Genomic DNA, 25,140 nt, shown 5'->3' with positions numbered 1-25,140 from the left:
TTACCCGGCCTACAAAACAACAACGGCGGGATTTCCCGCCGTTTTTATTAGAACTGCACGCACACCGGCTGGTCGACGCGCATCACCGACTCCTGCGCGAAGCGTGATTTATAAATCCCGCGTAACGCTTCGATGTTCTTCTCGCTCTGCGCATCCTTACCGTGGATCAGCATCAGCGCTTTGCTGGGTTCACGCGCCACTTTCCCGTCGTTCCCCAGCCACTGCCCGCGCGCGTCAAACACCGTTAAGCCATCGCGGAAACGCGGCGTCACGTCCTGGTCAACAAACTGCTGCCACTCGTTGCTGGTGATTTGCGCCCCGGCAGGACGATTTAAGCCGAAATAGAGCGTGGTTTGCTGCATCTGGTTATCCGCCTTGCAGGTCTCTACAGCCGCGTGTTGCGATGGCGCCGTGCAGCCAGCGAGCATCAATAGTGCCGCTGCCATTACCCCTGTTTTGATTGTCATGCTTCGCTATCCTCATTGTTATAAGCACATGGATATCACAGGAAATTGCGGATTTTGGCAAGAAAAAAGCCGGGTGCGCTTGCGCTCACCCGGCCTGCATTGTGCTGCGAGAAAAATTATTCTGCCTGGAGCTTAGACGGCGGCGCAGTGTGGTAATGCGCGTCGGCTTCAGCAAAGCGTTTCTGCATGGAGGCAGACGGGGCTTTACCCAGCAGGCTGAACACCACGATGCCGATGCTGCCGAAGATGAAGCCCGGAATGATTTCGTACAGGCCCAGCCACGCGAACTGTTTCCAGACGATAACGGTCAGCGCACCGATGATCATCCCCGCCAGCGCGCCGTTACGGGTCATACGTGACCACATGACGGAGAACAGCACGACCGGACCAAACGCCGCACCGAAGCCCGCCCACGCGTAGCTCACGAGGCCCAGCACGCGGTTTTCCGGGTTGGCCGCCAGCGCGATGGCAATCAGCGCCACCAGCAGCACCATAAAGCGCCCTACCCACACCAGCTCTTTCTGGCTCGCATTTTTACGCAGGAAGGCTTTGTAAAGGTCTTCGGTGATCGCACTGGAGCAAACCAGCAGCTGACAGCTCAGGGTGGACATCACCGCCGCCAGGATTGCGGAGAGCAGAATACCGGCAATCCACGGGTTAAACAGAATTTGCGCCAGCTCGATGAACACGCGCTCGGCGTTCTGGTTGACCGCGCCCGCCTGCGCCGGGTTGTTGTTGAAGTACGCGATGCCGAAGAAGCCGACCGCACACGCCCCTGCCAGACACAGGATCATCCACGTCATGCTGATGCGACGGGCATGAACGATGGTGTGGTGGGAATCCGCCGCCATAAAGCGCGCCAGGATATGCGGCTGACCGAAGTAGCCCAGACCCCAGCCCATCAGCGAGACGATGGCCACGAAGTTCAGCCCTTTCAGCATGTCGACGTTTTCGATGCTCTTCTGCTTGATCACTTCCAGCGATTCGCCAAAGCCGCCAACGGTGAAAATCACAATCACCGGAGTCAGGATCAGGGCGAAGATCATCAGGCTCGCCTGCACGGTGTCGGTCCAGCTTACCGCCAGGAACCCGCCCACGAAGGTATAGAGGATGGTCGCCGCCGCACCGGCCCACAGGGCGGTTTCGTAGCTCATGCCGAAGGTGCTTTCGAACAGACGCGCGCCGGCCACGATGCCGGAGGCGCAGTAGATGGTGAAGAACAGCAGGATAACCACCGCAGAGATAATGCGCAGGATGCGGCTGTTATCTTCAAAACGTCCGGTGAAATAATCCGGCAGCGTCAGGGCGTTGTTGTTGGCCTCGGTATGCACGCGCAGACGGCCTGCCACCAGCTTCCAGTTGATCCATGCGCCCGCGGTCAGACCGATGGCGATCCAGCTTTCAGAGATACCGGAGATGAAAATCGCGCCGGGCAGCCCCATCAGCAGCCAGCCGCTCATGTCGGAGGCGCCCGCAGAGAGTGCGGTCACCATCGGGCCTAAACTGCGTCCGCCCAGAATGTAGTCGTCAAAGTTCTTTGTAGAACGCCACGCCAAAAACCCTATCAGGATCATGCCAAAAATATAAACGAGAAATGTCACCAGCATCGGTGTGCTAATAGCCATTCAAATTCTCCAAAATGTCGAGCGACAACCATCCGGGCTGCCTTGTTATATGATCACCGGAACGAGGTGAATGTATCTTGTGTTTCGGTTGGGCGCGCTATCCTGCCGTATGCGCCTTCCGCTGACAAACGATTTAACACTGCATTTACATCAATTTCATCCCCGGTTTGATACGAGTTTTCTATAGGTTGCACTCGCTCACGCTTTTACGGGTTGCACCTTTGAAAAGTGTTAACTACCGCATAAAACCAGGCTTCCCGCACAAAAGCCAGCGCGTTTTTCCAGCTAACCATTCGTTAACAATCCATTCATTTTCCGGGTTGCAAACCAGGTCACATTTAACACGGTTGCACAAAGTTGCAACATGGTGGATATTTCACGCTATCAACAGAACGCTATTACAGAACAACAGGAGCTTTGGCATGGGTATGACCACCATGGGGGTTAAGCTGGATGACGCAACCCGCGAACGGATTAAGACCGCAGCAACCCGCATTGACCGCACGCCGCACTGGTTAATTAAGCAGGCGATTTTTAACTATCTCGAAAGACTCGAGAGCGATGAGGGCCTGCCGGAGCTACCTGCCCTGCTGGCCGGCGCGGCGAACGAAAGTGAAGAAGCCCCGGCCGCTGGCGACGAGAACCATCAGCCGTTCCTTGAATTCGCCGAGCAGATCCTGCCGCAGTCCGTCAGCCGTGCCGCCATTACCGGCGCCTACCGCCGTGCCGAAACCGACGCCGTGCCGATGCTGCTGGAGCAGGCCCGCCTGCCGGAAGCCATTGCCGCGCAGGCGCACAGCCTGGCGTATCAGTTAGCCGACAAGCTGCGCAACCAAAAAACCGCCACCGGCCGCGCCGGGATGGTTCAGGGCCTGCTGCAGGAGTTTTCCCTCTCCTCTCAGGAAGGCGTGGCGCTGATGTGCCTCGCGGAAGCGCTGCTGCGTATTCCGGATAAAGCCACCCGCGACGCGCTGATCCGCGACAAGATCAGCAACGGCAACTGGCATTCCCACATTGGCCGCAGTCCGTCGCTGTTCGTCAACGCGGCAACCTGGGGCCTGCTGTTTACCGGCAAACTGGTCTCCACCCATAACGAAGCCAACCTCTCCCGCTCCCTGAACCGCATCATCGGCAAGAGCGGCGAGCCGCTGATCCGCAAAGGCGTGGACATGGCGATGCGTTTGATGGGCGAGCAGTTCGTCACCGGGGAAACCATTGCCGAAGCGCTGGCGAACGCCCGCAAGCTGGAAGATAAAGGTTTCCGCTACTCGTACGACATGCTGGGCGAAGCGGCCCTGACCGCCGCCGACGCGCAGGCCTACATGGTCTCTTACCAGCAGGCGATCCACGCCATCGGTAAAGCGTCCAACGGTCGCGGTATTTATGAAGGCCCGGGCATCTCTATCAAGCTCTCTGCCCTGCACCCGCGCTACAGCCGCGCGCAGTACGACCGGGTGATGGAAGAACTCTACCCGCGCCTGAAATCCCTGACCCTGCTGGCGCGCCAGTATGACATTGGGATCAACATTGACGCCGAAGAGGCCGACCGTCTGGAGATCTCCCTCGATCTGCTGGAAAAACTGTGCTTCGAGCCGGAGCTGGCAGGCTGGAACGGCATTGGCTTCGTTATCCAGGCCTACCAGAAGCGCTGCCCGTTCGTCATTGATTACCTGATTGACCTGGCAAGCCGCAGCCGCCGTCGCCTGATGATCCGTCTGGTGAAAGGCGCCTACTGGGACAGCGAAATCAAACGCGCCCAGATGGAAGGGCTGGAAGGCTATCCGGTCTATACCCGCAAGGTTTACACCGACGTCTCTTACCTCGCCTGTGCGAAAAAGCTGCTCGGCGTGCCGAACCTGATCTATCCGCAGTTCGCTACCCACAACGCCCACACCCTGGCGGCGATCTACAGCCTGGCCGGGCAAAACTACTATCCGGGCCAGTACGAGTTCCAGTGCCTGCACGGTATGGGTGAACCGCTGTACGAGCAGGTCACCGGTAAAGTGGCGGACGGCAAGCTGAACCGCCCATGCCGAATCTATGCTCCGGTGGGAACGCACGAAACCCTGCTGGCGTACCTAGTGCGTCGTCTGCTGGAAAACGGCGCGAACACCTCCTTCGTCAACCGCATCGCCGACACCACGCTGCCGCTGGACGAACTGGTGGCCGACCCGGTGCAGGCCGTTGAGAAGATGGCGGCACAGGAAGGCCAGGTTGGCCTGCCGCATCCGAAGATTGCCCTGCCGCGCGAGCTGTACGGCAAAGGCCGCGTCAACTCGGCGGGTCTGGATCTCGCCAACGAACACCGTCTGGCGTCCCTCTCCTCTGCCCTGCTCAACAGCGCGCTGCAGAAGTGGCAGGCCAAACCGATGCTGGAGCAGCCCGTTGCAGACGGCGAAATGCAGCCGGTGATCAACCCGGCCGAGCCGAAGGATATCGTCGGCTACGCGCGAGAAGCGACCGAAGCGGAAGTGGATCAGGCGCTGGACAGCGCGGTGAACAACGCCCCTATCTGGTTTGCCACGCCGCCGCAGGAGCGCGCCGCGATTCTGGAGCGCGCGGCGGTGCTGATGGAAGATCAGATGCAGTCGCTCATCGGCATTCTGGTGCGCGAGGCGGGTAAAACATTCAGCAACGCGATTGCCGAAGTGCGCGAGGCGGTTGATTTCCTCCACTACTACGCCGGTCAGGTGCGCGATGATTTCGATAACGAAACCCACCGTCCGCTGGGTCCGGTCGTCTGTATCAGCCCGTGGAACTTCCCGCTGGCGATCTTCACCGGCCAGATTGCCGCCGCGCTGGCCGCAGGCAACAGCGTGCTGGCAAAACCGGCAGAGCAGACCCCGCTGATTGCCGCGCAGGGCATCAACATTCTTCTGGAAGCCGGCGTGCCGGCGGGCGTGGTTCAGCTGCTGCCGGGCCGCGGTGAAACCGTCGGTGCCAAACTGACCTCCGACAACCGCGTGCGCGGCGTGATGTTTACCGGGTCGACCGAAGTGGCGTCTCTGCTGCAGCGCAATATTGCCACCCGTCTGGATGCGCAGGGCCGCCCTACGCCGCTCATCGCGGAAACCGGCGGGATGAACGCCATGATCGTAGACTCCTCTGCCCTTACCGAGCAGGTGGTGGTCGACGTGCTGGCCTCCGCGTTCGACAGCGCCGGCCAGCGCTGCTCCGCCCTGCGCGTGCTGTGCTTGCAGGACGACGTGGCGGACCACACGCTGAAGATGCTGCGCGGCGCGATGGCCGAATGCCGCATGGGCAACCCGGGCCGTCTCACCACCGACATCGGGCCGGTGATCGACACGGAAGCCAAAGCCAACATCGAAAACCACATTCAGACCATGCGCGCGAAAGGCCGTCCGGTGTTCCAGGCGGTCCGCGAGAACAGCGAAGATGCCCGCGAATGGCGGACCGGCACCTTTGTGCCGCCAACGCTGATTGAGCTGGCAAGCTTCGACGAGCTGAAAAAAGAGGTCTTCGGCCCGGTGCTGCACGTGGTGCGCTACAACCGTAACAACCTGAACGAGCTGGTTGAGCAGATCAACGCCTCCGGCTATGGCCTGACGCTCGGCGTGCATACCCGTATCGACGAGACTATCGCGCAGGTCACCGGCAGCGCCAAAGTGGGCAACCTGTACGTTAACCGCAACATGGTTGGCGCGGTCGTGGGCGTACAGCCGTTCGGCGGCGAAGGCCTTTCCGGCACCGGTCCGAAAGCGGGCGGTCCGCTCTACCTGTACCGCCTGCTGGCGAACCGTCCGGAGAACGCCCTGGGCGTCACCCTGGCACGCCAGGATGCGGACTATCCGGTGGATGCGCAGCTGAAAACCGTGCTGACCCAGCCGCTGGAGGCGCTCATTACATGGGCCGAAAAACGTCCTGAGCTGCGTGCCGTCGCCCAGCAGTACGGCGAGCTGGCGCAGGCGGGCACGCAGCGTCTGCTGCCGGGTCCAACCGGCGAGCGCAACACCTGGACGCTGATGCCGCGCGAGCGCGTGCTGTGCGTGGCCGATAACGAGCAGGACGCGCTGGTGCAGCTGGCCGCCGCGATGGCAACCGGCTGTGAAGTGCTGTGGCCGGAAGATGCCCTGCATCGCGATCTCGCCAAACAGCTGCCGAAAGCGGTCTCGGCCCGCATTCGCTTCGCGAAAGCCGATAGCCTGCTGACCCAGCCGTTTGATGCGGTGATCTACCACGGTGATTCCGATCAGCTGCGCGAACTGTGCGAGCAGGTTGCGGCCCGCAGCGGCGCCATCGTTTCCGTGCAGGGCTTTGCGCGCGGGGAAACCAACCTGCTGCTGGAGCGTCTGTACGTGGAGCGCTCGCTCAGCGTCAACACCGCGGCGGCAGGCGGTAACGCCAGCCTGATGACAATAGGCTAACGCTGTGTTAATAAGGCTCCGGAGACGGAGCCTTATTTTATTGGGGAGTATATGAAACGATATCTTATCGCCAGTGCGGCACTGCTGCTGAGCGCCAGCGCGCTGGCCGACGAGTGCGACAACGCGACCACCCAGCTTGAACTGAATACCTGTAGCGCGCAGCAGTACCAGGCTGCCGATAAAAAACTCAACCAGACGTATCAGGCCGCCATCAAACGCGCGGCAGCTCCTCAGCGCGACCTGCTGAAAAAAGCGCAGCAGGCGTGGATTACCCTGCGCGATGCGGACTGCGCGTTTATCGGTTCGGGGACGGAAGGCGGGAGCGTCCAGCCAATGATTGTTAACCAGTGCCTGGCGGAAAAAACCGTGGAGCGCGAAGCGTTTCTGGCCTCGCTGATGCAGTGTGAAGAGGGCGACTTAAGCTGCCCTCTCCCGCCGGGCTGAGGGATCCCCACAAAATAATACCTGCACGGACGGCCCCCTCTCCCTTGAGGGAGAGGGCTGGGGTGAGGGGGAACTAGCGTAAGCGGATCCCTTCGATAATCATCCGCTGCACGTTTTCCAGGGTGCTGTGGAAAAACGCCTCGTCCTGGAGCGTTTTACCGGTCACCGCCTCAACCTGGGCCGCAAAGTCAGCGTAATGCTGGGTGGAGGCCCAGATCATAAAGATCAGATGATGCGGGTCGACCGGGGCCAGTTTTCCGCTGGCGACCCATCCGGCAATAATGGCCGACTTATCGTCCACCAGCTGTTTTAGATCGCCGGTTAATTCCGCCTGCAGCAGCGGCGCGCCCTGCAGCATCTCAAGACAAAACAGTCGCGACGCCTGCGGGTAATCGCGCGACACCTCCAGCTTCAGGCGAATGTACTCTTTGATCGCCACCAGCGGGGCCAGCTCCGCGCGGAACGCTTTGAGGGGCGCCAGCCAGATATCGAGGATCTGCTGCATCACCGCCACATAGAGCGCCTCTTTCGACGGGTAATAGTAAAGCAGATTGGTTTTGGATACGCCGGACTGCTCCGCCACCTGCTCCAGGCGCGTGCCGTGAATACCAAACTGCGAAAAAGTCTCCAGCGCCGCGCTGAGGATCGCCTGCTTCTTGGCGCTCACCGCCTGCGAACGTTTACCTGGAGTTTTCACTGCGCCTTGTGTCATTCCCGCTCTCCTTATTCTGCGTTGCCCTCAGCATAGCAAAACCCCCGACTCGCCACGACATCCTGCACTCCGATCGCGCATGAATGCCTGTTTTCTGTGCAATGTTTTTGACCAGTTAGTCCACATTTAGCCGCATCAATCCACCAACTTCTGATTAACACATTAATAACACAGCCATTTTCAAAACTGGCACCGCCTTTGCAAAAACACCGATACACCTGCGACGTAATGAAGAGAGGTTCGTGATGAAAATTGGCGTATTTGTACCCATCGGCAACAACGGCTGGCTTATCTCGACCACTGCACCGCAATACAAGCCGACCTTTGAGCTCAATAAAGCCATCGTGCAGAAAGCAGAGCATTACCATTTCGACTTTGCGCTTTCGATGATCAAGCTGCGCGGCTTTGGCGGCAAAACCGAATTCTGGGACCACAACCTGGAGTCCTTTACCCTGATGGCCGGGCTGGCCGCGGTCACCTCGCGGATCCAAATCTACGCCACCGCCGCCACGCTCACCCTGCCCCCGGCGATCGTCGCGCGCATGGCCTCCACCATCGACTCCATCTCCGGCGGGCGTTTTGGCGTCAACCTGGTCACCGGCTGGCAAAAACCGGAGTACGAGCAGATGGGGCTCTGGCCGGGTGACGAGTACTTCTCGCGTCGCTACGACTACCTGACCGAATACGTGCAGGTGCTGCGCGACCTGTGGGGGACCGGCAAAAGCGATTTCAAGGGCGATTTCTTCACCATGAACGACTGCCGCGTCAGCCCGCAGCCGTCGGTGCCGATGAAGGTGATTTGCGCCGGACAAAGCGACGCGGGGATGGAGTTTTCCGCGAAATACGCCGACTTCAACTTCTGCTTCGGTAAAGGCGTGAACACGCCTGCCGCCTTCGCCCCGACCGCCGCGCGCATGAAAGAGGCCGCCGACAAAACCGGGCGCGACGTGGGCTCCTACGTGCTGTTTATGGTGATCGCCGACGAGACCGACGACGCCGCGCGCGCCAAATGGGAGCGCTATAAGGACGGCGCCGACGAGGAGGCCCTGAGCTGGCTCACCGAACAGAGCCAGAAGGATACCCGCTCCGGGGCGGATACCAACGTTCGCCAGATGGCCGACCCGACCTCCGCCGTCAATATCAACATGGGCACGCTGGTCGGCTCGTACGCCAGCGTCGCCAGAATGCTGGACGAAGTGGCGGCCGTGCCCGGTGCGGAAGGCGTTCTACTGACCTTCGACGATTTCCTCACCGGCGTGGAGACCTTCGGCGAGCGCATCCAGCCGCTGATGCAGTGCCGCGCCCACATCCCTGCCGTCACGAAGGAGGTAGCGTAATGACGACCCTTAACGCACGCCCGGAAGCCATCACCTTCGCGCCGCAGCAGAGCGCGCTGATCGTGGTGGACATGCAAAACGCCTACGCCAGCCAGGGCGGTTATCTGGATCTGGCTGGGTTCGACGTCTCCGCCACCCGGCCGGTGATCGAGAACATTAAAACTGCCGTCGCCGCCGCGCGCGCCGCGGGCATGCTCATCATCTGGTTCCAGAACGGCTGGGATGACCAGTACGTCGAGGCAGGCGGCCCCGGCTCGCCCAACTTCCACAAGTCGAACGCCCTGAAAACCATGCGTAAACGGCCCGAACTGCAGGGCAAGCTGCTGGCGAAAGGCGGCTGGGACTATCAGCTGGTGGATGAGCTGGTACCGCAGGCGGGCGATATTGTTCTGCCCAAACCGCGCTACAGCGGCTTTTTCAACACCCCGCTCGACAGCCTGCTGCGCAGCCGGGGCATTCGTCATCTGGTGTTCACCGGCATCGCCACCAACGTCTGCGTGGAGTCGACCCTGCGCGACGGCTTTTTCCTCGAGTATTTTGGCGTGGTTCTGGAAGACGCGACCCACCAGGCCGGGCCGGAATTCGCCCAGAAGGCGGCCCTGTTCAACATCGAAACCTTTTTTGGCTGGGTCAGTAACGTCAATGATTTCTGCGACGCCCTGACTCCCCCGCTCGCCCGTATCGTCTGAGGAGACATCTGATGCCGAAATCCGTGATTATTCCGCCGGGCACCAGCACGCCCATTGCCCCGTTTGTGCCCGGCACCCTCGCCGACGGCGTGGTGTATGTCTCCGGCACGCTGCCGTTTGATAAAGACAACAACGTGGTGTTTATCAACGACCCAAAGGCGCAAACCCGCCACGTACTGGAGACGATCAAAACCGTGATCGAAACGGCGGGTGGCACGATGGAGGACGTGACCTTCAACAGCATCTTTATCACCGACTGGAAAAACTACGCCGCGATTAACGAGATTTACGCCGAGTTCTTCCCCGGCGATAAACCGGCGCGGTTCTGCATTCAGTGCGGGCTGGTGAAGCCAGAGGCGCTGGTTGAGATCGCCACCGTTGCGCACATCGCGAAGTGAGGCAGGTATGAAACTTTCCGTCTCGCCGCCCCCGTACGAGGGCGCGCCCGTGGTGGTCTTTATTTCCGGTCTCGGCGGCAGCGGCAGCTACTGGCTGCCCCAGCTGGCCGCGCTGGAGCCGGAGTATCAGGTGGTGTGCTATGACCAGCGGGGAACGGGCAATAACCCCGCCACCCTGCCGGAAGGGTACAGCCTTGCGCAGATGGCGGACGAGCTGGCCCAGGCGCTGGCTGAAGCCGGGATTGTCCGCTACAGCGTCGTGGGTCACGCGCTGGGGGCGCTGGTCGGCCTGCAGCTGGCCCTCGACAGGCCCGACGCCCTCACCGCGCTGGTGTGCGTTAACGGCTGGTTGACCCTCAACGCCCACACCCGCCGCTGCTTTCAGATCCGCGAGCGCCTGCTGCATTACGGCGGCGCACAGGCGTGGGTCGAGGCGCAGCCGCTGTTTCTCTATCCGGCGGCCTGGATGGCCGCCCGCGCGCCCCGTCTGGAGGCCGAAGAAGCGCTGGCGCTGGCCCATTTCCAGGGTAAAACCAACCTGCTGCACAGGCTCAGCGCCCTGAAAAAGGCCGACTTCAGCCGCCATGCCGCGCGCATTTGCTGCCCGGTACAGATTATCTGTTCTGCCGACGACATGCTGGTGCCCTCCGTCTGCTCGTCGGAACTGCAGGCGGCGATCCCGCACAGCCGCAGCGTGGTGATGCGCCAGGGCGGGCATGCCTGCAACGTCACCGAGCCGGATACCTTCAACACCCTGCTGCTGAACGGGCTGGCCAGCCTGCTGCACAGCCCGGAACCCGCTTTATAAGGAGCTTTAATGAGCGAAGCCATTACCCCCGCCGCGCTGGAAACGCTGTTCACCGGCGCGCGCACCCATAACGGCTGGCAGGTTATGCCCGTCAGCGACGAAACGCTGCGCGAAATCTACAACCTGATGAAATGGGGGCCCACGTCCGCCAACTGCTCCCCGGCGCGAATTGTGTTTGTGCGAAGCGCGGAGGGAAAAGAGAAGCTGCGCCCGGCGCTCTCCAGCGGCAACCTCGAGAAAACGCTCACCGCCCCGGTCACGGCGATTGTCGCCTGGGACGGTGAATTCTACGAGCGCCTGCCCGAGCTGTTCCCGCACGGCGATGCAAAGAGCTGGTTCACCACCAGCCCCGCGCATGCGGAAGAGACTGCCTTTCGCAACAGCTCAATGCAGGCCGCTTACCTGATTTTCGCCTGTCGCGCCCTGGGGCTGGACACCGGCCCGATGTCGGGATTTGACCGCCAAAAGGTCGACGAAGCCTTTTTCACCGGCACGACGCTTAAAAGCAATCTGCTGATCAACATAGGCTATGGCGATACCCGCAAACTTTACGGGCGCCTGCCGCGCCTGGACTTTGACGACGCCTGCGGGCTGGCGTAAGGAGCGATGATGACATCACCGGATAAACAAACCTTTCGCGACGCCATGGCCTGCGTTGGCGCGGCGGTCAACATCATCACCACCGACGGCCCGGCGGGGATGGCAGGCTTCACCGCCAGCGCGGTGTGCAGCGTCACGGATTCACCGCCCACCCTGCTGGTGTGCCTGAACCGCGGCGCGTCCGTCTGGCCAACCTTTAGCGAAAACCGCACCCTTTGCGTGAATACCCTGAGCGCCGGACAGGAGCCTTTATCTAACCTGTTTGGCGGTAAAACGCCGATGGCGGAACGCTTTGCCGCCGCCCGCTGGCAGACGGGCGACACGGGCTGTCCGCGCCTGGAAGATGCGCTGGCCTCGTTTGACTGCCGCATCAGCCAGGTGGTGAGCGTCGGCACCCACGACATTCTGTTTTGCGACATTATTTCGATTATTCGCCACCCCGCGCCGCAAGGGCTGGTGTGGTTTGACCGCGGCTACCACGCGCTTATGCGACCCGCCTGTTAACCCGCCTTAAGGAGACAGACCATGTTCGGATTTCCCCACTGGCAGTTGAAATCGACCTCCACAGAAGCAGGCGTGGTCGCGCCGGATGAACGCCTGCCGCTCGGGCAGACGATGGTGATGGGCGTTCAGCACGCGGTCGCCATGTTTGGCGCCACGGTGCTGATGCCGATGCTGATGGGACTCGATCCCAACCTGTCTATTCTGATGTCGGGTATCGGTACCCTGCTGTTCTTTTTCGTCACCGCCGGGCGCGTGCCCAGCTATCTCGGATCCAGCGCCGCCTTTGTCGGGGTGGTCATCGCCACTACCGGGTTTAACGGCCAGGGGATCAACCCCAACCTGAGCGTGGCCCTCGGCGGCATCATCGCCTGCGGTCTGGTGTACACCCTGATTGGTCTGGTGGTGATGAAAATCGGCACGCGCTGGATAGAGCGAATGATGCCTCCCGTCGTGACGGGCGCCGTGGTGATGGCGATTGGCCTCAACCTCGCGCCGATTGCGGTCAGGAGCGTTTCCGCCTCGCCGTTTGAAAGCTGGATGGCGGTGATCACGGTGCTGTGCATCGGCCTGGTGGCGGTGTTCACGCGCGGCATGATCCAGCGCCTGCTGATTCTGGTCGGACTCATCGTGGCCTGTCTGGTCTACGCCCTGCTGGCCAACGTTTTCGGTCTGGGCAAGCCGGTTGACTTTACCCTGCTGCATCAGGCCGCCTGGTTCGGCCTGCCGAAGGTGACCTCACCCACCTTTAACACCCAGGCGATGATGCTTATCGCACCGGTGGCGGTGATCCTAGTGGCGGAGAACTTAGGCCACCTGAAGGCGGTTGCGGGAATGACCGGGCGCAGCATGGATCCGTACATGGGCCGCGCGTTCGTCGGTGACGGGCTGGCGACCATGCTCTCCGGTTCCGTAGGCGGCAGCGGCGTCACCACCTATGCTGAAAACATCGGCGTGATGGCGGTAACCAAGGTCTACTCGACGCTGGTCTTCGTGGCGGCGGCGGTGATGGCGATGCTGCTCGGCTTCTCACCGAAGTTCGGCGCGCTGATCCACACCATTCCGTCCCCGGTTATCGGCGGTGCATCGATTGTGGTGTTTGGGCTGATCGCCGTAGCCGGCGCGCGCATCTGGGTACAGCATCGCGTCGATCTCAGCCAGAACGGCAACCTGATTATGGTGGCGGTCACGCTGGTGCTGGGCGCAGGCGATTTTGCCCTGACGCTGGGCGGGTTTACGATTGGCGGGATTGGCACGGCGACCTTTGGGGCAATTCTGCTTAACGCCCTGCTGAGCCGCCGGATGGCCGCCGCGCCGCAGGGCGCCGTAGTGCATCAGGATTCGTGAAATCACCATGTCGGGTGACGGCCAGGCCTCACCCGACATGTACATTCCTTCAGAACAACAGGTAGTAAAGCAATCACTCTTGCTCAAACAGCCGTTCGATAGATTTTGTAGGGAAGAACAAAGAATGGCTGTTTTCAGCTGTCAGCGGGATAAAGCCCTGCTTCAGATAAAATCGTTTTGCCCGCTCGTTAAGGGCATCAACAAATATTCCGTGTACCCCCACAGCCTGTGAAGCCAGGTAGACAACGCGCATAGCATGCGCAACGAGCGTTGTTCCCCACTCGTTTCCCTGTAGTGTTTTATCTACAGCCAGACGTCCCAGCGTCACGCTGGGTACGTTGATATAAGGGATTCGGCGCTGCTGAGTCTTAGAAGGAAGCATCGCTCTTTCAAAACAGCTTCCCGATAACGTGTAATAACCCAGGACACGCGGACGATCGCGCTCTTTAAGCAGGTAGGCTCGTAAAATACGCCCATTGTGCTGACGCACCAGATGTTCAGCAAGGAAGGCATTTAGCGAGGGTTCGCCACAATCAAAATACTCGAAGTCATAATCGGTTCCCTCTGATAACATTTCGATCGTGAGATTCTCCACGGCGCTTCACTCCATGTTTCGAAGCCGTTTTGCTGCTCGTTTCAGGCGTTCATTTGGCTCAGGCGGATTGTCGATGGCATCCATCACCGCATTCCATGATGCTTCGTTTAATACGAGACGACGGTGCTGCTCAATGACCTCTGCAGCACGCTCTGACGCACTGTTCACCATAAACTGGGTGATCGTTTGGTTCGTCATCGCCGCCGCTTCTTCAATCATTGTTTTGTCTTCGTCCGTTAAGCGAAGATCGATACGCTGTTTTTTAAGTGCTGGCATGGTTTACATCACCGTGTACGGTATTTATCCGTACACATCGTAAATAAGCCTGTCCATTTTTTCAATCTAAACCTTCTTTTGCCGTCAAATCCCTGACCTCAGTCCGACGCTTTCTGAGCTTTAACTCGCTCACCAGCACCCCGGCGACAATAAATGCCGCTCCCACCAGCGCCAGAAGCGGCAAACGCTCACCTGCAATGCGTCCGAAAATCCCCGCCCAGACCGGTTCGCCGGTATAAATCACCGTCGCGCGGGTTGGCGATACGCTGCGCTGCGCCCAGTTCATGGTGACCTGAATAATGGCGCTGAAGATACCCAGCCCCAGTGCGACCACCACCAGGCCGGTGGACATCGGCGGCACGGACTCCCCTGCCGGCACCATCGTCGCAAACGCCACCAGCGACGCCGTGGCGAGCTGCACCACCGTCACCCGCTTAACGTCGACCTTGCCCGCCCAGGCGCTAATCAGAATAATTTCCGCCGCAATGGCAATCGCCCCAATCAGGGTGATGATTTCGCCCGGCCCCAGCGCAAGCAGGTTGTTTTCCGGCCCGGCCAGTAAGATCAGGCCGATAAACGCCAGCACGATGCCAATACAGGACATCAGCCCCGGCAGCCGCCCCAGGCACAGCCACTGCAGCAGCGGCACCAGCGGCACATACATGGCGGTGATAAACGCGGATTTACTGCTGGAGATGGTCTGCAATCCCCATGTCTGCAGGCTGTAGCCCATCGCTATCGCCACCCCAATCGCCACGCCGGCCTTAAGTTCTTTCAGCGTCAGCCCCCGCAGCGTTTTAAGCGAAATCAGCCCCACGGCAAGCGCCGCCGTCGCAAAGCGCAGGCCAACAAAAAAGAACGGATCGCTGAGGGTCACCGCGTACTGAACGGCCAGAAACGTCCCGCCCCAGAACATGGTGATGAGAATCAGGATGGCTTCCTGCGGTTTAACGGAGAATTTGAAGCGTGAAACAGACATGCGGCACTCGCGGTTAAGATCAATTCCCTAGTGTGCGTTGCCTTTGGTTACAGTTCAATGTTGCAGAAATAAAAAAACCGCCGGGAGATCCCGGCGGCAGGGGTTCAACCCGGCGTGTTACTTACTGCTGCCGTGGCTGTTTTTCCCCCCTTTCTTGCCAGCTTCAGATGCGCGTTGCGGGTCATTCTTGAAATTGCCCCCGCTATGCTGGCCACCTTTACGGCCTGCTTCTGATGCTCTTTCACGATCTTCTGCGAAATTACCTGAACCACCACGATGGTTTGCCATCTCTAACCTCCAGAATGTGAAACATTAGACATCATATTGCATTCAGTAAAAGAGGATTCTTTCACCTCGCAACACAAGGACAGTGCCTTTATCTGTGCCGCGTGAAACTAAGCTTAGTGGAATGCCGCTATCCGGCAAGCCGCAGGTAATATTCTGCAACATGAACTCAGCCTTTCGGGTGAGATGACGCGGCGGCGATTCATAAACCTTTCTTATCATTTCAAAAATATGCTGCCAAAAAGTTGTTTCATTTTGCTACAAAGCCTTTTTGTAACCATATTGTTATAAATCAAAGAAATGCCGTTCATTTTTGCAGTCTGGCTGTGATGGCATATCTTTAAAAGAACGCAGCGATCCGCTGTCAGAAAAACCAACGAGGAGTGATGCAAAATGGCAAAAGTTCTGGTGCTCTATTATTCCATGTATGGACACATTGAAACCATGGCTCACGCGGTAGCAGAAGGTGCGAACAGGGTTGATGGCGTTGAGGTTGTGGTGAAACGCGTACCGGAAACCATGCAGGCGGAAGCCTTCCTGAAAGCCGGGGGGAAAACGCAAAACGCCCCGGTCGCCACCCCGCAGGAGCTGGCGGACTATGATGCCATCATCTTCGGCACCCCGACCCGCTTCGGCAATATGTCGGGCCAGATGCGCACCTTCCTCGATCAAACCGGCGGACTTTGGGCATCCGGGGCGCTTTACGGCAAACTCGCCAGCGTATTCAGCTCTACCGGCACCGGCGGCGGTCAGGAGCAGACGATTACCTCAACCTGGACTACCCTTGCTCATCACGGGATGGTGATTGTGCCGATTGGCTACGGCGCCCAGGAGCTGTTTGACATTTCCCAGGTGCGTGGCGGTACGCCGTACGGCGCAACCACCATTGCCGGTGGGGATGGCTCACGTCAGCCAAGCAATGAAGAACTGTCTATCGCCCGCTATCAGGGTGAATACGTCGCGGGTCTGGCCAAAAAACTGAACGGCTAACACCCAACAGGAGGACAAGCATGCCAACTCAAGAATCCAAAGCTCACCACGTGGGCGAATGGGCAAGTTTACGCAACACCTCTCCGGAGATTGCCGAAGCTATCTTTGAAGTCGCGAAGTACGATGAAAAGCTGGCCGAGCAGATTTGGGAGGAAGGTAACGATGAGGTGCTGGTGCGCGCCTTCGAAAAAACGGATAAAGACTCGCTCTACTGGGGCGAGCAAACCATCGAACGTAAAAACGTCTAAGCGTTTCCCCCCGCCGCAGCGGGGGGTTCTCTTTTACTTCGCCGCGTTATTCATCACCGCATTGAATTTATCGACAGGACAGAAGCCGTTCGCATCCACCGGGCAGCCTTTCAGCTCCAGCGTCACGCGCTGCGCGGGCGACTGCAGCGACAGGACGCTGGCGTTACGCAGCTGCTCTGAGCTCTGGTAGACATACTCAATTTTCATCAGCTCCTGATTGGCGTTTTTGTCATGCCAGCGCTGGAAGACAATCTTGCCGCCAATTGGGGTGCGCTCCTGCTGGTCGTGCAGCTGATACGGTTTGAAATCCAGGGCCGTCAGCAGGGAAGCAATGTTCGAGTCATGCCCCACCAGCAGGGTGATTTTCGGCGCTTTTGCCTGCTCGGTAACCAGCGTTTTATCAATGTACTTCACCAGCGGCTTCGCCACGTTTTGCGCCACTTCGGTGGAGGTAAACAGCGAGTCCTGATAGCCGTTCTTCAGCTTCGACAGCACGCGCCACTGCTGGTCGGTTTTGATTTCGCCCCAGGCCACCTGGTCGGCCGGGAAGCCTTCGTAATACTGCAGCGTGAACGCGTCCACCAGCGAGTTACCCACCTTCAGCGGCCCGGATACGCCAGGCTCTTTTTCATAGTCGGCGCTGAAGGTATCTTTCGCGTCAGCCAGCGAGCAGACCTTTTTCTCTTTGCAGGACGGGGAATCCGCGTAGTTCGTCATCTGCTCAAGCAGCTTATAGCTTTCGCCCAGCTGCATTTTCTGCCGCTCGGACTCCATCGCCTTGAGCGCTTTTTCGCGAAATTCCGGCGAGTTATCGGTAATCACCGGATTAAAGGTCGGATCCATGGTGCCCATTTTTTCCTGATGGTGCACGGGAACGTCGCAGCCCGGGAACGCACCGGTGATGAAGAACTGCGCGGTGGCGACGGTACGCTGCAGGCTGTTGGCGTAAGCATAAACGCTATCCGCCGCTGGGCATTCTCCCGTCTTCACCATCCCCTGCTGCGCCAGCCACTCGCGCATGTAATGGCCCATATAGACTTCCAGCACGCCGCCCTTGGTGGTGAGCTGACCGCCCGGCACCTCCCACTCCGGCCACTGCTTCGGCGTGGACTGCTCCAGCACGCTGCCGTTATTGGCGAGCGGCGCGCGCAGGTTGTGACGGCTCATGATTAAAACTTGCTCCAGCTGATACCCTTCCGGCGTCTCTTGCGCCTGCACGCCAAACGTTGCTGAAATGGAACCGGCGACTGCCAGCGCGAGTAGTGCTTTTCTCATCCCTAATTCCTCACTCGTTTTAAAATGTCGCGTTCAGTGTGACAGATTCGTGACAATTTTCCGGGAAGCATTTCTCAAACTGATGATTAACGTGCTTACGGTGTGCACCAATAAGTTTTATAATAAAACCACACCCCACCGGAGAATTGACCGTGAAACGTACCCGCCTCGAAGAGAGCACCTGCCCCGTCGCCCGTTCGCTGGATATCATCGGCGACTGGTGGTCGCTGCTGATTGTGCGCGACGCGCTGCGCGGGATTAAACGCTTCGGCGAGTTCCAGAAAAGCCTCGGCATCGCGAAAAACATGCTGACCACGCGGCTGAAACTGCTGGTCGACGAAGGCATCCTCCGGCTTCAGCCCGCGTCCGACGGCAGCGCCTGGCAGGAATACGTCCTGACCGACAAGGGGCGTGCCCTGCAAACGGTGCTGGTTGCCCTCTCCCAGTGGGGCAATGAATTTTTGTTTGCGGATAACGAATGCGGCACCGTGCTGGTCGATACCGAACAGCGCAAACCCCTGCGCAAACTGGCGCTTATCGCCGACGATGGCCGCGAACTGACGCCTGAAGAGATCGTGGCAAAACTCCCCTCCTGAACGTTCCCGACGGCAACAGCACAAAATGCTCGCAAATATGGTTGCATTATAAAACCAAATAGCAGAGAGTTTGTTTAGTTTCATCTTGAAACCAAATAACCCACTTTGCCCTGAGGTAACACACGATGACTACGCAAATCACCACCGCCCTGATTACGGGTGCCTCTTCCGGGATTGGTGCCGTTTATGCCAATCGCCTTGCCGCGCGCGGCGCTAACCTGGTGCTGGTCGCCCGTCGCGAAGATCGCCTGAAAACCCTTGCCGCCGACCTTCGCGCGCGCTACGGCGTGGCCGTCGATATTCTGGTGGCCGATCTTACCGATGAAGCCGGGATCCGCGCCGTGGAAGAGGCGCTGCGCAGCAATACCGCGATTGATACGCTCATTAACAACGCGGGCACCGCGCAGATGGCGCCGTTCCTCGCGGGCGATGTGGCGCAGCATCAGGCCATTAACACCCTGAACACCACGGCGCTGATGCGTCTGACCTACGCCATCCTGCCGCGCCTGGCGCAGAACAATCGCGGCACGCTGATCAATATCGCGTCCGTGCTGGCCCTGCACGTCCGGGCGGGCAGCGCGCTCTACAGCGCCACCAAGGCGTGGGTGTTGAGCTTTACCCGTGGGTTACAGGAAGAATTTGCCGACAGCAACGTGCGCATTCAGGCCGTGCTGCCCGCCGCCACGGCGACAGAAATCTGGAGCCATTCGGGCGTCACGGTGAACGATCTGCCGGAAGGATCGGTGATGACCACCGACGATATGGTGGATGCATCGCTGGCGGGTCTGGATCAGGGTGAACCGATCACCATCCCGCCGATGCATGACGCCGGCCTGTGGGATCGCTACGAAGCGGCGCGTCTTGAGCTGTTCAACAGCGCGCGCACCGGCATTCCGGCACCGCGCTACGCAAAACAGTAGCCTAACGCTCAAGCTGGTCGCCGTACTCGCTCATCCAGGCGGCCAGCGGGGAGAGTGCGTCCTGCAGGGTTAACCCCAGCGCGGTGATCTGATACTCCACGCGCGGCGGGATTTCCGGGTAGACCGTCCGCGTCACCAGCCCGCGCTGCTCAAACAGGCGCAGCTGCTTGGTCAGCTCTTTCTGCGTGATGGGGGCAGCGGCCCGCAGCAGATCGCCAAAGCGTACGGGCGTGTTGAACACAATCAGACGGTACAGAATGGGGATCGCCCATTTACCGGAAATCAGGTTCACAAACTGCGTCATCGGGCAGGTATACGCCTCAGATTTTTTTTCACAGCACACCTCCAGCATTTCTGCCATAGCACACCTCTTGCCTCTTTAGTATCCATTTGGTACCTGGTTTCCTTTCGATACTAACGTTTCTATAGTGCTTTCTCCAGAGACATTTCAGGAGAAGAACATGGGTCGTTTAACAGATAAATATACGCTGATTACTGGCGGCACCAGCGGCATCGGTCTTGCCACCGCGCAGGCGTTTATCGCCGAAGGCGCGCGCGTCGCCGTGACCGGACGCAACCCGGACACCCTCGCCGAAGCAGAACGTATTCTTGGCGATAAGGCCTGGGTGATCCCGACCGATGCGGGAGATATCGCCTCGCAAAAAGCGCTGGCGGAAACCCTCGCCGCCCGCTGGCCACGCCTGGACGCGGTGTTTCTCAACGCTGGTGACGTGACGCACGCGCCGCTGGAAGCCTGGCAGGAGGATGCCTGGGACCGCCTGATGGGCATCAACCTGAAGGGGCCGTTCTTTTTAATTCAGGCGCTGCTGCCGCTGCTGAATAACCCGTCGTCGGTGATCCTCTGCGGCTCCGTGAGCGCGCGTATCGGCCTGCCGACCAGCAGCGTGTATGCCGCGAGCAAGGCCGCCCTGCTGTCGCTGGCGCGCACGCTGTCGGCGGAGCTGCTGCCGCGCGGGATCCGCGTCAACGGCCTGAGCCCCGGTCCGGTGGAGACCCCGGCGTTTACCAAAACGGGCTTAAGCGACGAGGCGCTTAACGCGATGATGGCGGAGATCATCAAGCTGGTGCCGCTCGGCAGAATGGGCTCGACGACGGAGCTGGCAAAAGCCGCGCTCTATCTGGCGTCCGACGAGTCGAGCTACACGGTGGGAACGGAGCTGCTGGTCGACGGCGGAATGGGGAGTTTGTAACTCAAAAGGCGCTGATGCCGGTGACGATGCCGACATACAGCGCCGCCCATGCGCAGGCGGAAAGCAGGCTGACGGCGTAGACCTTGACTGCATTCAGCCTGAGCATTCCCGCCGCCAGCGGCACGATGTAGCGCAACACCGCCAGAAAACGCGACGTAAACAGCACGATGACGCCGTTCTTTTGCAGCTGATGCTGTACCCGCAAGAACTTATCGGCATGCTTTGAGGTAAAACGCGTGACCAGCCGGGTGTGCCCCATCAGCTGGCCGATATGGTAGTTCAGCACCGAACCCGCCGTGGCCCCCAACACCACCGCCAGCCACGCCAGCGCGGGAGGCATGCTCGTCTGGCTAACGGTAATGCCCGCCAGCAGCATCACCGAGGCGGGCGGCAGCACGGAGGAGACTAGCACCGTCGATTTACTCAGCGCCATCACAAATAACAGCGCGAAAAGATGTGCCGGATACAGCGCAAAATGATTCAGCAGATTATCAAACCACGCCATTATCCTCTCCTCCGTTGATTATTTAATCCTCCATTAGAAATGAATTAACTTAAATAAACCCTCAACATTTTATTAATAAAAATCATCTAAACCGTTCTTAAACATTATTTAATTTCCTGAGCGGTAAATTTAAATAAGCGTATTATTCCTCACGTTTTACAACGATCTCGTTATGGCGAGGCTCCTGTACAAATACACGTTATCGCTCTGGTAGGTTCGAGAGAACCGGCACAGGGTAAAACAGGCACTGTCGAATCAAGGCTTTGTCAGTATAACTTCCCTCGTGGGATACGGTGTACAGTGCTGAACCCAGGACGTGGGGATCTCCTCTTCGACATGCCCTGTCTTGCTCGCCCCTGAGAGATGTTATTATTCAAAGGGAATTCACTATGTCTTACGCTATTCACAACCAGAACCTGGCATTCAATGACAGCGCGATCGCGCAATATATGAATACCGATTTTATTGTCCTCGATATTTCATTATGCGTGGCGCTGGCGCGCGAGCAATTCTTCGAAAAATTAAAAGACGACGATATTCCGTCTCATATTTTTATTGAAGACAATGGCCGCCTGGCGGGCATGATTGCCGTACGTAAATTGCTGCAGACCGCCGACACGGTACAGCCGGTGAAATCGCTGATGATTTCGCAGTTTTTGCAGGTCAAACCGGAGGATGAACGTGCCGATGTCGCCGGACTGCTGGCGCACGGCGGCGCGGATGTGGTGCCCGTGGTCACCCACGGCAAGCTCGTCGGCTGCCTGACCGAGCGCGAAATCGCCCATCTGCTGGAAGATGACGTCACCGAAGACGCCCAGCTTCAGGGGGCGACGCTGCCGCTGGAGAAGCCCTATCTGGACACCAGCCCGTATAGCCTGTGGAAGAAACGCTCCGTCTGGCTGCTGCTGCTGTTTGTCGCGGAGGCCTACACCAGCTCGGTGATCCAGCATTTTGAAGAGGCGCTGGAGTCCGCCATCGCGCTGGCGTTCTTTATACCGCTGCTGATCGGCACGGGCGGGAACAGCGGGACGCAGATCACCTCCACGCTGGTGCGCGCCATGGCGCTGGGGGAAGTCCGCCTGCGCGACGTTGGCCGCGTGCTGCGTAAAGAGATGACCACCTCGCTGATGATTGCCGCCACGCTCGGTATCGCCGGGTGCATTCGCGCCTGGATGATGGGGATTGGGCTGGAAATTACGCTTATCGTCAGCCTGACGCTGGTGTGCATTACGCTGTGGAGTGCGATTGTGTCGTCCGTGATCCCGATGGTGCTCAAGCGCTGCGGCATTGACCCGGCGGTCGTCTCCGCGCCGTTTATCGCGACGCTTATCGACGGCACCGGGCTGATTATCTACTTCAAGATCGCGCAATATACGCTGGGGCTGGAGTAACGTAGTTCCCTGCCGGGTGGCGCTGCGCTTACCCGGCCTACCCATCCCGTAGGCCCGTGCAAGCGTAGCGCCGCCGGGCAATACTCAGATCGCACCAAGCGTTCTTACCGCCCGCCCAAACGCCTCAATCGCCAGGGCGACATCTTCAGCCATCACCGATTCCGCCGGATGGTGGCTGACGCCCCCTTTGCAGCGCACAAACAGCATGCCGACCGGCCAGCGTTCCGCGATGGCAATCGCGTCGTGTCCCGCACCGCTGGGCAGCGATAGCGAGCGACTCTGTACCGATGTAACGGCCTCCCCCAGCACCTTTTGCAGGTGGATATCGCACGGCGTGGCGGCAATGCGGTAAAACTCCTCGGCGCTGAAGTCCAGACCGCGGCGCGATGCGATCGCCTGCGCATGTTCCAGCAGGTCGTTAAGCAACCGATCCAGCGGCGCATCCTGCGGCCCGCGAATATCCAGCGAGAGCTGAACCTCGCCGGGGATCACGTTCACCGCCCCCGGCAGGCAGCGCAGCTCGCCAACCGTCGCCACCAGGTTGCCGCCCTGCTGTCGGGTAGCGTTTTCAATGATAACTATCCACTCGGCGGCGGCGGCCAGGGCGTCCCTGCGGTGGAGCATCGGCACGGTTCCCGCGTGCCCGGCCTCGCCGGTAAAGCGGCAGTTCAGACGACGCGCGCCGTTAATGGCTTCCACCACGCCAAGGGCGAGCGCCTCCTGCTCAAGGCACGGCCCCTGCTCAATATGCAGCTCCAGATAGGCGCTGAAATCCTCCTGACGGCGCGCGGCATGCAGCACGCGGGCAGGATCGAGCCCCATCAGGGTCATCGCCTGCGCCACGCTGATCCCGCTGGAGTCGGCTTTTTCCAGCCAGCCCTGCGGCCAGGTGCCCGTCAGCCCCCGGCTGCCTAACAGCGTAATGCCGAAGCGGGTTCCCTCTTCGTCGCAAAAGCCGACAATCTCGATGGCCTGGGCCAGATGCACCCCCTGCTGGTGCAGGCTGTCCACCACCTCAATGGCGGTGAGCACCCCGAGCATGCCGTCGTAGCGCCCGGCGTTGCGCACGGTATCGAGATGCGAGCCGAGCAGCACCGCCTGCGCCCCTTCCTGCGCGCCCTCATAGCGTCCACAGATGTTGCCCACGCTGTCCTGCCAGACGGTCATTCCCGCCTGGCTCATCCACTGCCCCACCAGCTGGTTGGCCTGCAGATGCTGGGTGGAGAGATAAACCCTCGTCAGCGCATCCGGGGTTTCGCTGATGGCGGCCAGCGCGTCGGCGCGGGCCATCACCCGTTCTGCCGCCGGGCTCATTGCGGCGTCTCGCGGCGATAGTGGTCCCACGCGGCCTGCATGGCGGCACCCTGCGTGGTGTTGAATTTCAGGTAGTTCAGCACCGACTCCAGCGCGCTCAGGGTGGTCATCACGCAGTCCTTGCGCGCGTTGTAGCCCATGGTGCCAATGCGCCACACTTTGCCGTGCAGCGGGCCAAACGAGGTGCCGATTTCAATCCCGAAATCCTCCAGCATCAGCTTACGCACCTGGTCGCCGTTGACGCCCTGCGGGATAACCACGCCCAGCACGTTGTTCATCTTGTGCTTCAGGTCGCCGAAGGTCTCCAACCCCATCGCCTGAATGCCCTTCAGCAGCGCATCGCCGTGCAGCTTATGGCGCGCGATGCCGTTATCCAGCCCTTCCTGCAGGATCAGACGCGCGCACTCGCGGGCGCCAAACAGCGCGGTGGTGGCTTCGGTATGGTGGTTAAGGCGCTCCGGCCCCCAGTAGTCCATCACCATGCCGAGATCGAAATAGTTGGAGTAGATCATCTCCTCGTCGCCGTCGCGGTGGGCGTCGGTGCGGATGCCCTCCTCAACGCATTTGCGGCGGCGGATCGCCTCCTCCATGCGCGCGCTCAGGGTGATCGGCGAGGTGCCCGACGGGCCGCCGAGGCACTTCTGCATCCCGGCCGATACCGCATCCAGTCCCCAGGCGTCGGTTTCCAGCGCGTTGCCGCCGAGCGACGCGGTGGCGTCGGTATAAAACAGCACGTCGTAGCGGCGGCAGATGGCGCCAAGCTCGGCGAGGGGCTGCAGCATGGTGGTGGAGGTATCGCCCTGCACGGTCAGCAGCAGGCGCGGACGAACACGCTTAATCGCATCCTCCACCTGATCCGGGGTAAACACCTCGCCCCACGGCACCTCGATGGTATGTACTTCCGCGCGGCAGCGGCGGGCAATTTCGCACAGCAGATGACCAAAGCGGCCAAAGACCGGCACCAGCACCTTATCTCCCGGGCGAATGGCGGAGACCAGAATGGCTTCAATCCCCGCGCGGGAAGTGCCGTCCACCAGCATCGTCCAGCGGTTCTCGGTGCGGAACACCCCGCGATAGAGCGCCATCACCTCGTTCATGTAGTGGGTCATGGCCGGATCGTACTGGCCGATCAGCTGGCTCGACATGGCGCGCAGCACGCGCGGGTCGGCGTTGATCGGGCCCGGCCCCATCAGCAGGCGCTGGGGCGGGTTGATTTGCGGAAAGCGTGCGATATCCATTGTT

27 protein-coding genes and 1 riboswitch are annotated in these 25,140 nt (G+C 59.9%); of the genes, 15 read left to right on the top strand and 12 right to left on the bottom strand.

Annotated elements, in window-relative coordinates:
* Positions 1-47 precede the first annotated feature (47 nt).
* Both UR289_RS03630 and putP read right to left on the bottom strand, forming a co-directional pair.
* Complete coding sequence (locus UR289_RS03630; RefSeq protein WP_028019107.1) at positions 48-467, bottom strand: DUF3574 domain-containing protein; 420 nt, start codon at positions 465-467, stop codon at positions 48-50.
* 116 nt (positions 468-583) lie between these two features.
* A complete protein-coding gene (gene putP / locus UR289_RS03625) occupies positions 584-2,092 on the bottom strand; it encodes a sodium/proline symporter PutP (RefSeq protein WP_033145171.1) in 1,509 nt (502 codons plus the stop codon).
* Positions 2,093-2,514: 422 nt separating this feature from the next.
* Here putP and putA point away from each other — a divergent pair, with 422 nt between their 5' ends.
* Positions 2,515-6,477 carry a trifunctional transcriptional regulator/proline dehydrogenase/L-glutamate gamma-semialdehyde dehydrogenase gene (putA, locus tag UR289_RS03620; RefSeq protein ID WP_320709167.1) on the top strand — a complete coding sequence of 1,321 codons (3,963 nt, stop codon included), beginning with the start codon at positions 2,515-2,517 and terminating at the stop codon, positions 6,475-6,477.
* Between the two features lie 51 nt (positions 6,478-6,528).
* Positions 6,529-6,921: a lysozyme inhibitor LprI family protein gene (locus UR289_RS03615; RefSeq protein ID WP_087822317.1), complete on the top strand. Its 393-nt coding sequence runs from the start codon at positions 6,529-6,531 to the stop codon at positions 6,919-6,921.
* A 73-nt stretch (positions 6,922-6,994) separates the two neighbouring features.
* Here UR289_RS03615 and rutR read toward each other — a convergent pair whose 3' ends face one another.
* Positions 6,995-7,633, bottom strand: a complete 639-nt coding sequence (rutR, locus tag UR289_RS03610; RefSeq protein ID WP_023311087.1) for an HTH-type transcriptional regulator RutR — start codon at positions 7,631-7,633, stop codon at positions 6,995-6,997.
* Positions 7,634-7,878: 245 nt separating this feature from the next.
* Here rutR and rutA point away from each other — a divergent pair, with 245 nt between their 5' ends.
* Genes rutA through rutG form a run of 7 tightly spaced genes read left to right on the top strand, consistent with a single transcriptional unit; the run spans position 7,879 to position 13,313 of the window.
* Positions 7,879-8,970: a pyrimidine utilization protein A gene (gene rutA / locus UR289_RS03605; RefSeq protein WP_048979077.1), complete on the top strand. Its 1,092-nt coding sequence runs from the start codon at positions 7,879-7,881 to the stop codon at positions 8,968-8,970.
* A complete protein-coding gene (gene rutB / locus UR289_RS03600) occupies positions 8,970-9,659 on the top strand; it encodes a pyrimidine utilization protein B (RefSeq protein WP_320709166.1) in 690 nt (229 codons plus the stop codon). The genes rutA and rutB overlap by 1 nt, the downstream gene beginning before the upstream one ends.
* An 11-nt stretch (positions 9,660-9,670) precedes the next feature.
* Positions 9,671-10,057, top strand: a complete 387-nt coding sequence (gene rutC, locus UR289_RS03595) for a pyrimidine utilization protein C (protein WP_010429508.1) — start codon at positions 9,671-9,673, stop codon at positions 10,055-10,057.
* 7 nt (positions 10,058-10,064) lie between these two features.
* The gene (rutD, locus tag UR289_RS03590; protein WP_320709165.1) at positions 10,065-10,865 is read left to right on the top strand and encodes a pyrimidine utilization protein D; all 801 of its coding nucleotides are present in this window, start codon (positions 10,065-10,067) and stop codon (positions 10,863-10,865) included.
* Positions 10,866-10,874: 9 nt separating this feature from the next.
* The gene (locus UR289_RS03585; RefSeq protein WP_094934937.1) at positions 10,875-11,465 is read left to right on the top strand and encodes a malonic semialdehyde reductase; all 591 of its coding nucleotides are present in this window, start codon (positions 10,875-10,877) and stop codon (positions 11,463-11,465) included.
* 9 nt (positions 11,466-11,474) lie between these two features.
* The gene (gene rutF, locus UR289_RS03580; RefSeq protein ID WP_032658088.1) at positions 11,475-11,969 is read left to right on the top strand and encodes an NADH-dependent FMN reductase RutF; all 495 of its coding nucleotides are present in this window, start codon (positions 11,475-11,477) and stop codon (positions 11,967-11,969) included.
* A gap of 21 nt (positions 11,970-11,990) precedes the next feature.
* Complete coding sequence (gene rutG, locus UR289_RS03575) at positions 11,991-13,313, top strand: pyrimidine utilization transport protein G (RefSeq protein WP_320709164.1); 1,323 nt, start codon at positions 11,991-11,993, stop codon at positions 13,311-13,313.
* Positions 13,314-13,386: 73 nt separating this feature from the next.
* Here rutG and UR289_RS03570 read toward each other — a convergent pair whose 3' ends face one another.
* The 4 genes from UR289_RS03570 to UR289_RS03555 form a co-directional block, all read right to left on the bottom strand.
* Positions 13,387-13,887: a GNAT family N-acetyltransferase gene (locus UR289_RS03570; protein WP_213705942.1), complete on the bottom strand. Its 501-nt coding sequence runs from the start codon at positions 13,885-13,887 to the stop codon at positions 13,387-13,389.
* A 27-nt stretch (positions 13,888-13,914) separates the two neighbouring features.
* Complete coding sequence (locus UR289_RS03565) at positions 13,915-14,184, bottom strand: DUF1778 domain-containing protein (RefSeq protein WP_008499829.1); 270 nt, start codon at positions 14,182-14,184, stop codon at positions 13,915-13,917.
* Positions 14,185-14,245: 61 nt separating this feature from the next.
* Entirely contained in the window at positions 14,246-15,163 is a 918-nt protein-coding gene (locus UR289_RS03560) for a DMT family transporter (RefSeq protein WP_045888459.1), read from the bottom strand.
* A 117-nt stretch (positions 15,164-15,280) separates the two neighbouring features.
* Positions 15,281-15,451, bottom strand: coding sequence for a general stress protein (locus UR289_RS03555; RefSeq protein WP_023311077.1), 171 nt, complete (start codon positions 15,449-15,451; stop codon positions 15,281-15,283).
* Between the two features lie 390 nt (positions 15,452-15,841).
* Between UR289_RS03555 and wrbA the strand changes: the two genes are divergently transcribed.
* Together wrbA and UR289_RS03545 are read left to right on the top strand one after the other, a co-directional pair.
* Positions 15,842-16,438, top strand: coding sequence for an NAD(P)H:quinone oxidoreductase (gene wrbA / locus UR289_RS03550; RefSeq protein ID WP_023311076.1), 597 nt, complete (start codon positions 15,842-15,844; stop codon positions 16,436-16,438).
* Positions 16,439-16,458: 20 nt separating this feature from the next.
* Complete coding sequence (locus UR289_RS03545) at positions 16,459-16,686, top strand: YccJ family protein (protein WP_033145160.1); 228 nt, start codon at positions 16,459-16,461, stop codon at positions 16,684-16,686.
* Between the two features lie 33 nt (positions 16,687-16,719).
* Here the strand turns inward: UR289_RS03545 and agp are convergent, their stop codons facing one another.
* On the bottom strand, positions 16,720-17,961 hold the full coding sequence (agp, locus tag UR289_RS03540; protein ID WP_221702521.1) for a bifunctional glucose-1-phosphatase/inositol phosphatase: 1,242 nt from the start codon (positions 17,959-17,961) through the stop codon (positions 16,720-16,722).
* Between the two features lie 152 nt (positions 17,962-18,113).
* On the opposite strand from agp, the gene UR289_RS03535 reads away from it, so the two are divergent.
* Together UR289_RS03535 and UR289_RS03530 are read left to right on the top strand one after the other, a co-directional pair.
* On the top strand, positions 18,114-18,557 hold the full coding sequence (locus tag UR289_RS03535; RefSeq protein ID WP_032658095.1) for a winged helix-turn-helix transcriptional regulator: 444 nt from the start codon (positions 18,114-18,116) through the stop codon (positions 18,555-18,557).
* Between the two features lie 125 nt (positions 18,558-18,682).
* Entirely contained in the window at positions 18,683-19,477 is a 795-nt protein-coding gene (locus UR289_RS03530) for an SDR family oxidoreductase (protein WP_320709163.1), read from the top strand.
* A 1-nt stretch (position 19,478) separates the two neighbouring features.
* Here the strand turns inward: UR289_RS03530 and UR289_RS03525 are convergent, their stop codons facing one another.
* Entirely contained in the window at positions 19,479-19,838 is a 360-nt protein-coding gene (locus tag UR289_RS03525) for a winged helix-turn-helix transcriptional regulator (RefSeq protein WP_023311072.1), read from the bottom strand.
* A 100-nt stretch (positions 19,839-19,938) separates the two neighbouring features.
* Between UR289_RS03525 and UR289_RS03520 the strand changes: the two genes are divergently transcribed.
* Positions 19,939-20,688, top strand: a complete 750-nt coding sequence (locus UR289_RS03520) for an SDR family oxidoreductase (protein WP_029741836.1) — start codon at positions 19,939-19,941, stop codon at positions 20,686-20,688.
* A gap of 1 nt (position 20,689) precedes the next feature.
* Here UR289_RS03520 and UR289_RS03515 read toward each other — a convergent pair whose 3' ends face one another.
* Positions 20,690-21,193 (bottom strand): DedA family protein, encoded by a 504-nt coding sequence (locus UR289_RS03515; RefSeq protein WP_048976701.1) that lies wholly within the window; start codon positions 21,191-21,193, stop codon positions 20,690-20,692.
* Between the two features lie 159 nt (positions 21,194-21,352).
* A riboswitch (M-box (ykoK) riboswitch) is annotated at positions 21,353-21,522 on the top strand.
* Positions 21,523-21,582: 60 nt separating this feature from the next.
* Between UR289_RS03515 and UR289_RS03510 the strand changes: the two genes are divergently transcribed.
* On the top strand, positions 21,583-22,584 hold the full coding sequence (locus UR289_RS03510; RefSeq protein ID WP_029741838.1) for a magnesium transporter: 1,002 nt from the start codon (positions 21,583-21,585) through the stop codon (positions 22,582-22,584).
* 84 nt (positions 22,585-22,668) lie between these two features.
* On the opposite strand, the gene hpxK is transcribed toward UR289_RS03510, so the two are convergent.
* Positions 22,669-23,898: an allantoate amidohydrolase gene (hpxK, locus tag UR289_RS03505; RefSeq protein ID WP_320709162.1), complete on the bottom strand. Its 1,230-nt coding sequence runs from the start codon at positions 23,896-23,898 to the stop codon at positions 22,669-22,671.
* Entirely contained in the window at positions 23,895-25,136 is a 1,242-nt protein-coding gene (locus UR289_RS03500) for a pyridoxal-phosphate-dependent aminotransferase family protein (RefSeq protein WP_087822309.1), read from the bottom strand. Before UR289_RS03500 ends, hpxK begins: the two co-directional genes overlap by 4 nt.
* Positions 25,137-25,140 lie beyond the last annotated feature (4 nt).

The organism is Enterobacter sp. 302C9 (assembly GCF_034106085.1).
In the GTDB taxonomy this organism is placed as follows: Bacteria; Pseudomonadota; Gammaproteobacteria; order Enterobacterales; family Enterobacteriaceae; genus Enterobacter; species Enterobacter asburiae_B.
Note: the sequence above shows the minus strand (reverse complement) of the source record. Positions and strands in the feature narration are given on the sequence as shown.

What these genes read in the sequence shown, in the direction of transcription:
- UR289_RS03500 (WP_087822309.1), bottom strand. Translation starts at nt 25,136, where the DNA reads ATGGATATCGCACGCTTTCCGCAAATCAACCCGCCCCAGCGCCTGCTG.
- rutG (WP_320709164.1), top strand. Translation starts at nt 11,991, where the DNA reads ATGTTCGGATTTCCCCACTGGCAGTTGAAATCGACCTCCACAGAAGCA.
- UR289_RS03565 (WP_008499829.1), bottom strand. Translation starts at nt 14,184, where the DNA reads ATGCCAGCACTTAAAAAACAGCGTATCGATCTTCGCTTAACGGACGAA.
- rutR (WP_023311087.1), bottom strand. Translation starts at nt 7,633, where the DNA reads ATGACACAAGGCGCAGTGAAAACTCCAGGTAAACGTTCGCAGGCGGTG.
- putP (WP_033145171.1), bottom strand. Translation starts at nt 2,092, where the DNA reads ATGGCTATTAGCACACCGATGCTGGTGACATTTCTCGTTTATATTTTT.
- hpxK (WP_320709162.1), bottom strand. Translation starts at nt 23,898, where the DNA reads ATGAGCCCGGCGGCAGAACGGGTGATGGCCCGCGCCGACGCGCTGGCC.
- rutF (WP_032658088.1), top strand. Translation starts at nt 11,475, where the DNA reads ATGACATCACCGGATAAACAAACCTTTCGCGACGCCATGGCCTGCGTT.
- rutC (WP_010429508.1), top strand. Translation starts at nt 9,671, where the DNA reads ATGCCGAAATCCGTGATTATTCCGCCGGGCACCAGCACGCCCATTGCC.
- UR289_RS03555 (WP_023311077.1), bottom strand. Translation starts at nt 15,451, where the DNA reads ATGGCAAACCATCGTGGTGGTTCAGGTAATTTCGCAGAAGATCGTGAA.
- rutD (WP_320709165.1), top strand. Translation starts at nt 10,065, where the DNA reads ATGAAACTTTCCGTCTCGCCGCCCCCGTACGAGGGCGCGCCCGTGGTG.
- UR289_RS03520 (WP_029741836.1), top strand. Translation starts at nt 19,939, where the DNA reads ATGGGTCGTTTAACAGATAAATATACGCTGATTACTGGCGGCACCAGC.
- wrbA (WP_023311076.1), top strand. Translation starts at nt 15,842, where the DNA reads ATGGCAAAAGTTCTGGTGCTCTATTATTCCATGTATGGACACATTGAA.
- UR289_RS03545 (WP_033145160.1), top strand. Translation starts at nt 16,459, where the DNA reads ATGCCAACTCAAGAATCCAAAGCTCACCACGTGGGCGAATGGGCAAGT.
- agp (WP_221702521.1), bottom strand. Translation starts at nt 17,961, where the DNA reads ATGAGAAAAGCACTACTCGCGCTGGCAGTCGCCGGTTCCATTTCAGCA.
- rutB (WP_320709166.1), top strand. Translation starts at nt 8,970, where the DNA reads ATGACGACCCTTAACGCACGCCCGGAAGCCATCACCTTCGCGCCGCAG.
- UR289_RS03585 (WP_094934937.1), top strand. Translation starts at nt 10,875, where the DNA reads ATGAGCGAAGCCATTACCCCCGCCGCGCTGGAAACGCTGTTCACCGGC.
- UR289_RS03615 (WP_087822317.1), top strand. Translation starts at nt 6,529, where the DNA reads ATGAAACGATATCTTATCGCCAGTGCGGCACTGCTGCTGAGCGCCAGC.
- UR289_RS03515 (WP_048976701.1), bottom strand. Translation starts at nt 21,193, where the DNA reads ATGGCGTGGTTTGATAATCTGCTGAATCATTTTGCGCTGTATCCGGCA.
- putA (WP_320709167.1), top strand. Translation starts at nt 2,515, where the DNA reads ATGGGTATGACCACCATGGGGGTTAAGCTGGATGACGCAACCCGCGAA.
- UR289_RS03525 (WP_023311072.1), bottom strand. Translation starts at nt 19,838, where the DNA reads ATGGCAGAAATGCTGGAGGTGTGCTGTGAAAAAAAATCTGAGGCGTAT.
- UR289_RS03510 (WP_029741838.1), top strand. Translation starts at nt 21,583, where the DNA reads ATGTCTTACGCTATTCACAACCAGAACCTGGCATTCAATGACAGCGCG.
- rutA (WP_048979077.1), top strand. Translation starts at nt 7,879, where the DNA reads ATGAAAATTGGCGTATTTGTACCCATCGGCAACAACGGCTGGCTTATC.
- UR289_RS03570 (WP_213705942.1), bottom strand. Translation starts at nt 13,887, where the DNA reads ATGTTATCAGAGGGAACCGATTATGACTTCGAGTATTTTGATTGTGGC.
- UR289_RS03530 (WP_320709163.1), top strand. Translation starts at nt 18,683, where the DNA reads ATGACTACGCAAATCACCACCGCCCTGATTACGGGTGCCTCTTCCGGG.
- UR289_RS03630 (WP_028019107.1), bottom strand. Translation starts at nt 467, where the DNA reads ATGACAATCAAAACAGGGGTAATGGCAGCGGCACTATTGATGCTCGCT.
- UR289_RS03560 (WP_045888459.1), bottom strand. Translation starts at nt 15,163, where the DNA reads ATGTCTGTTTCACGCTTCAAATTCTCCGTTAAACCGCAGGAAGCCATC.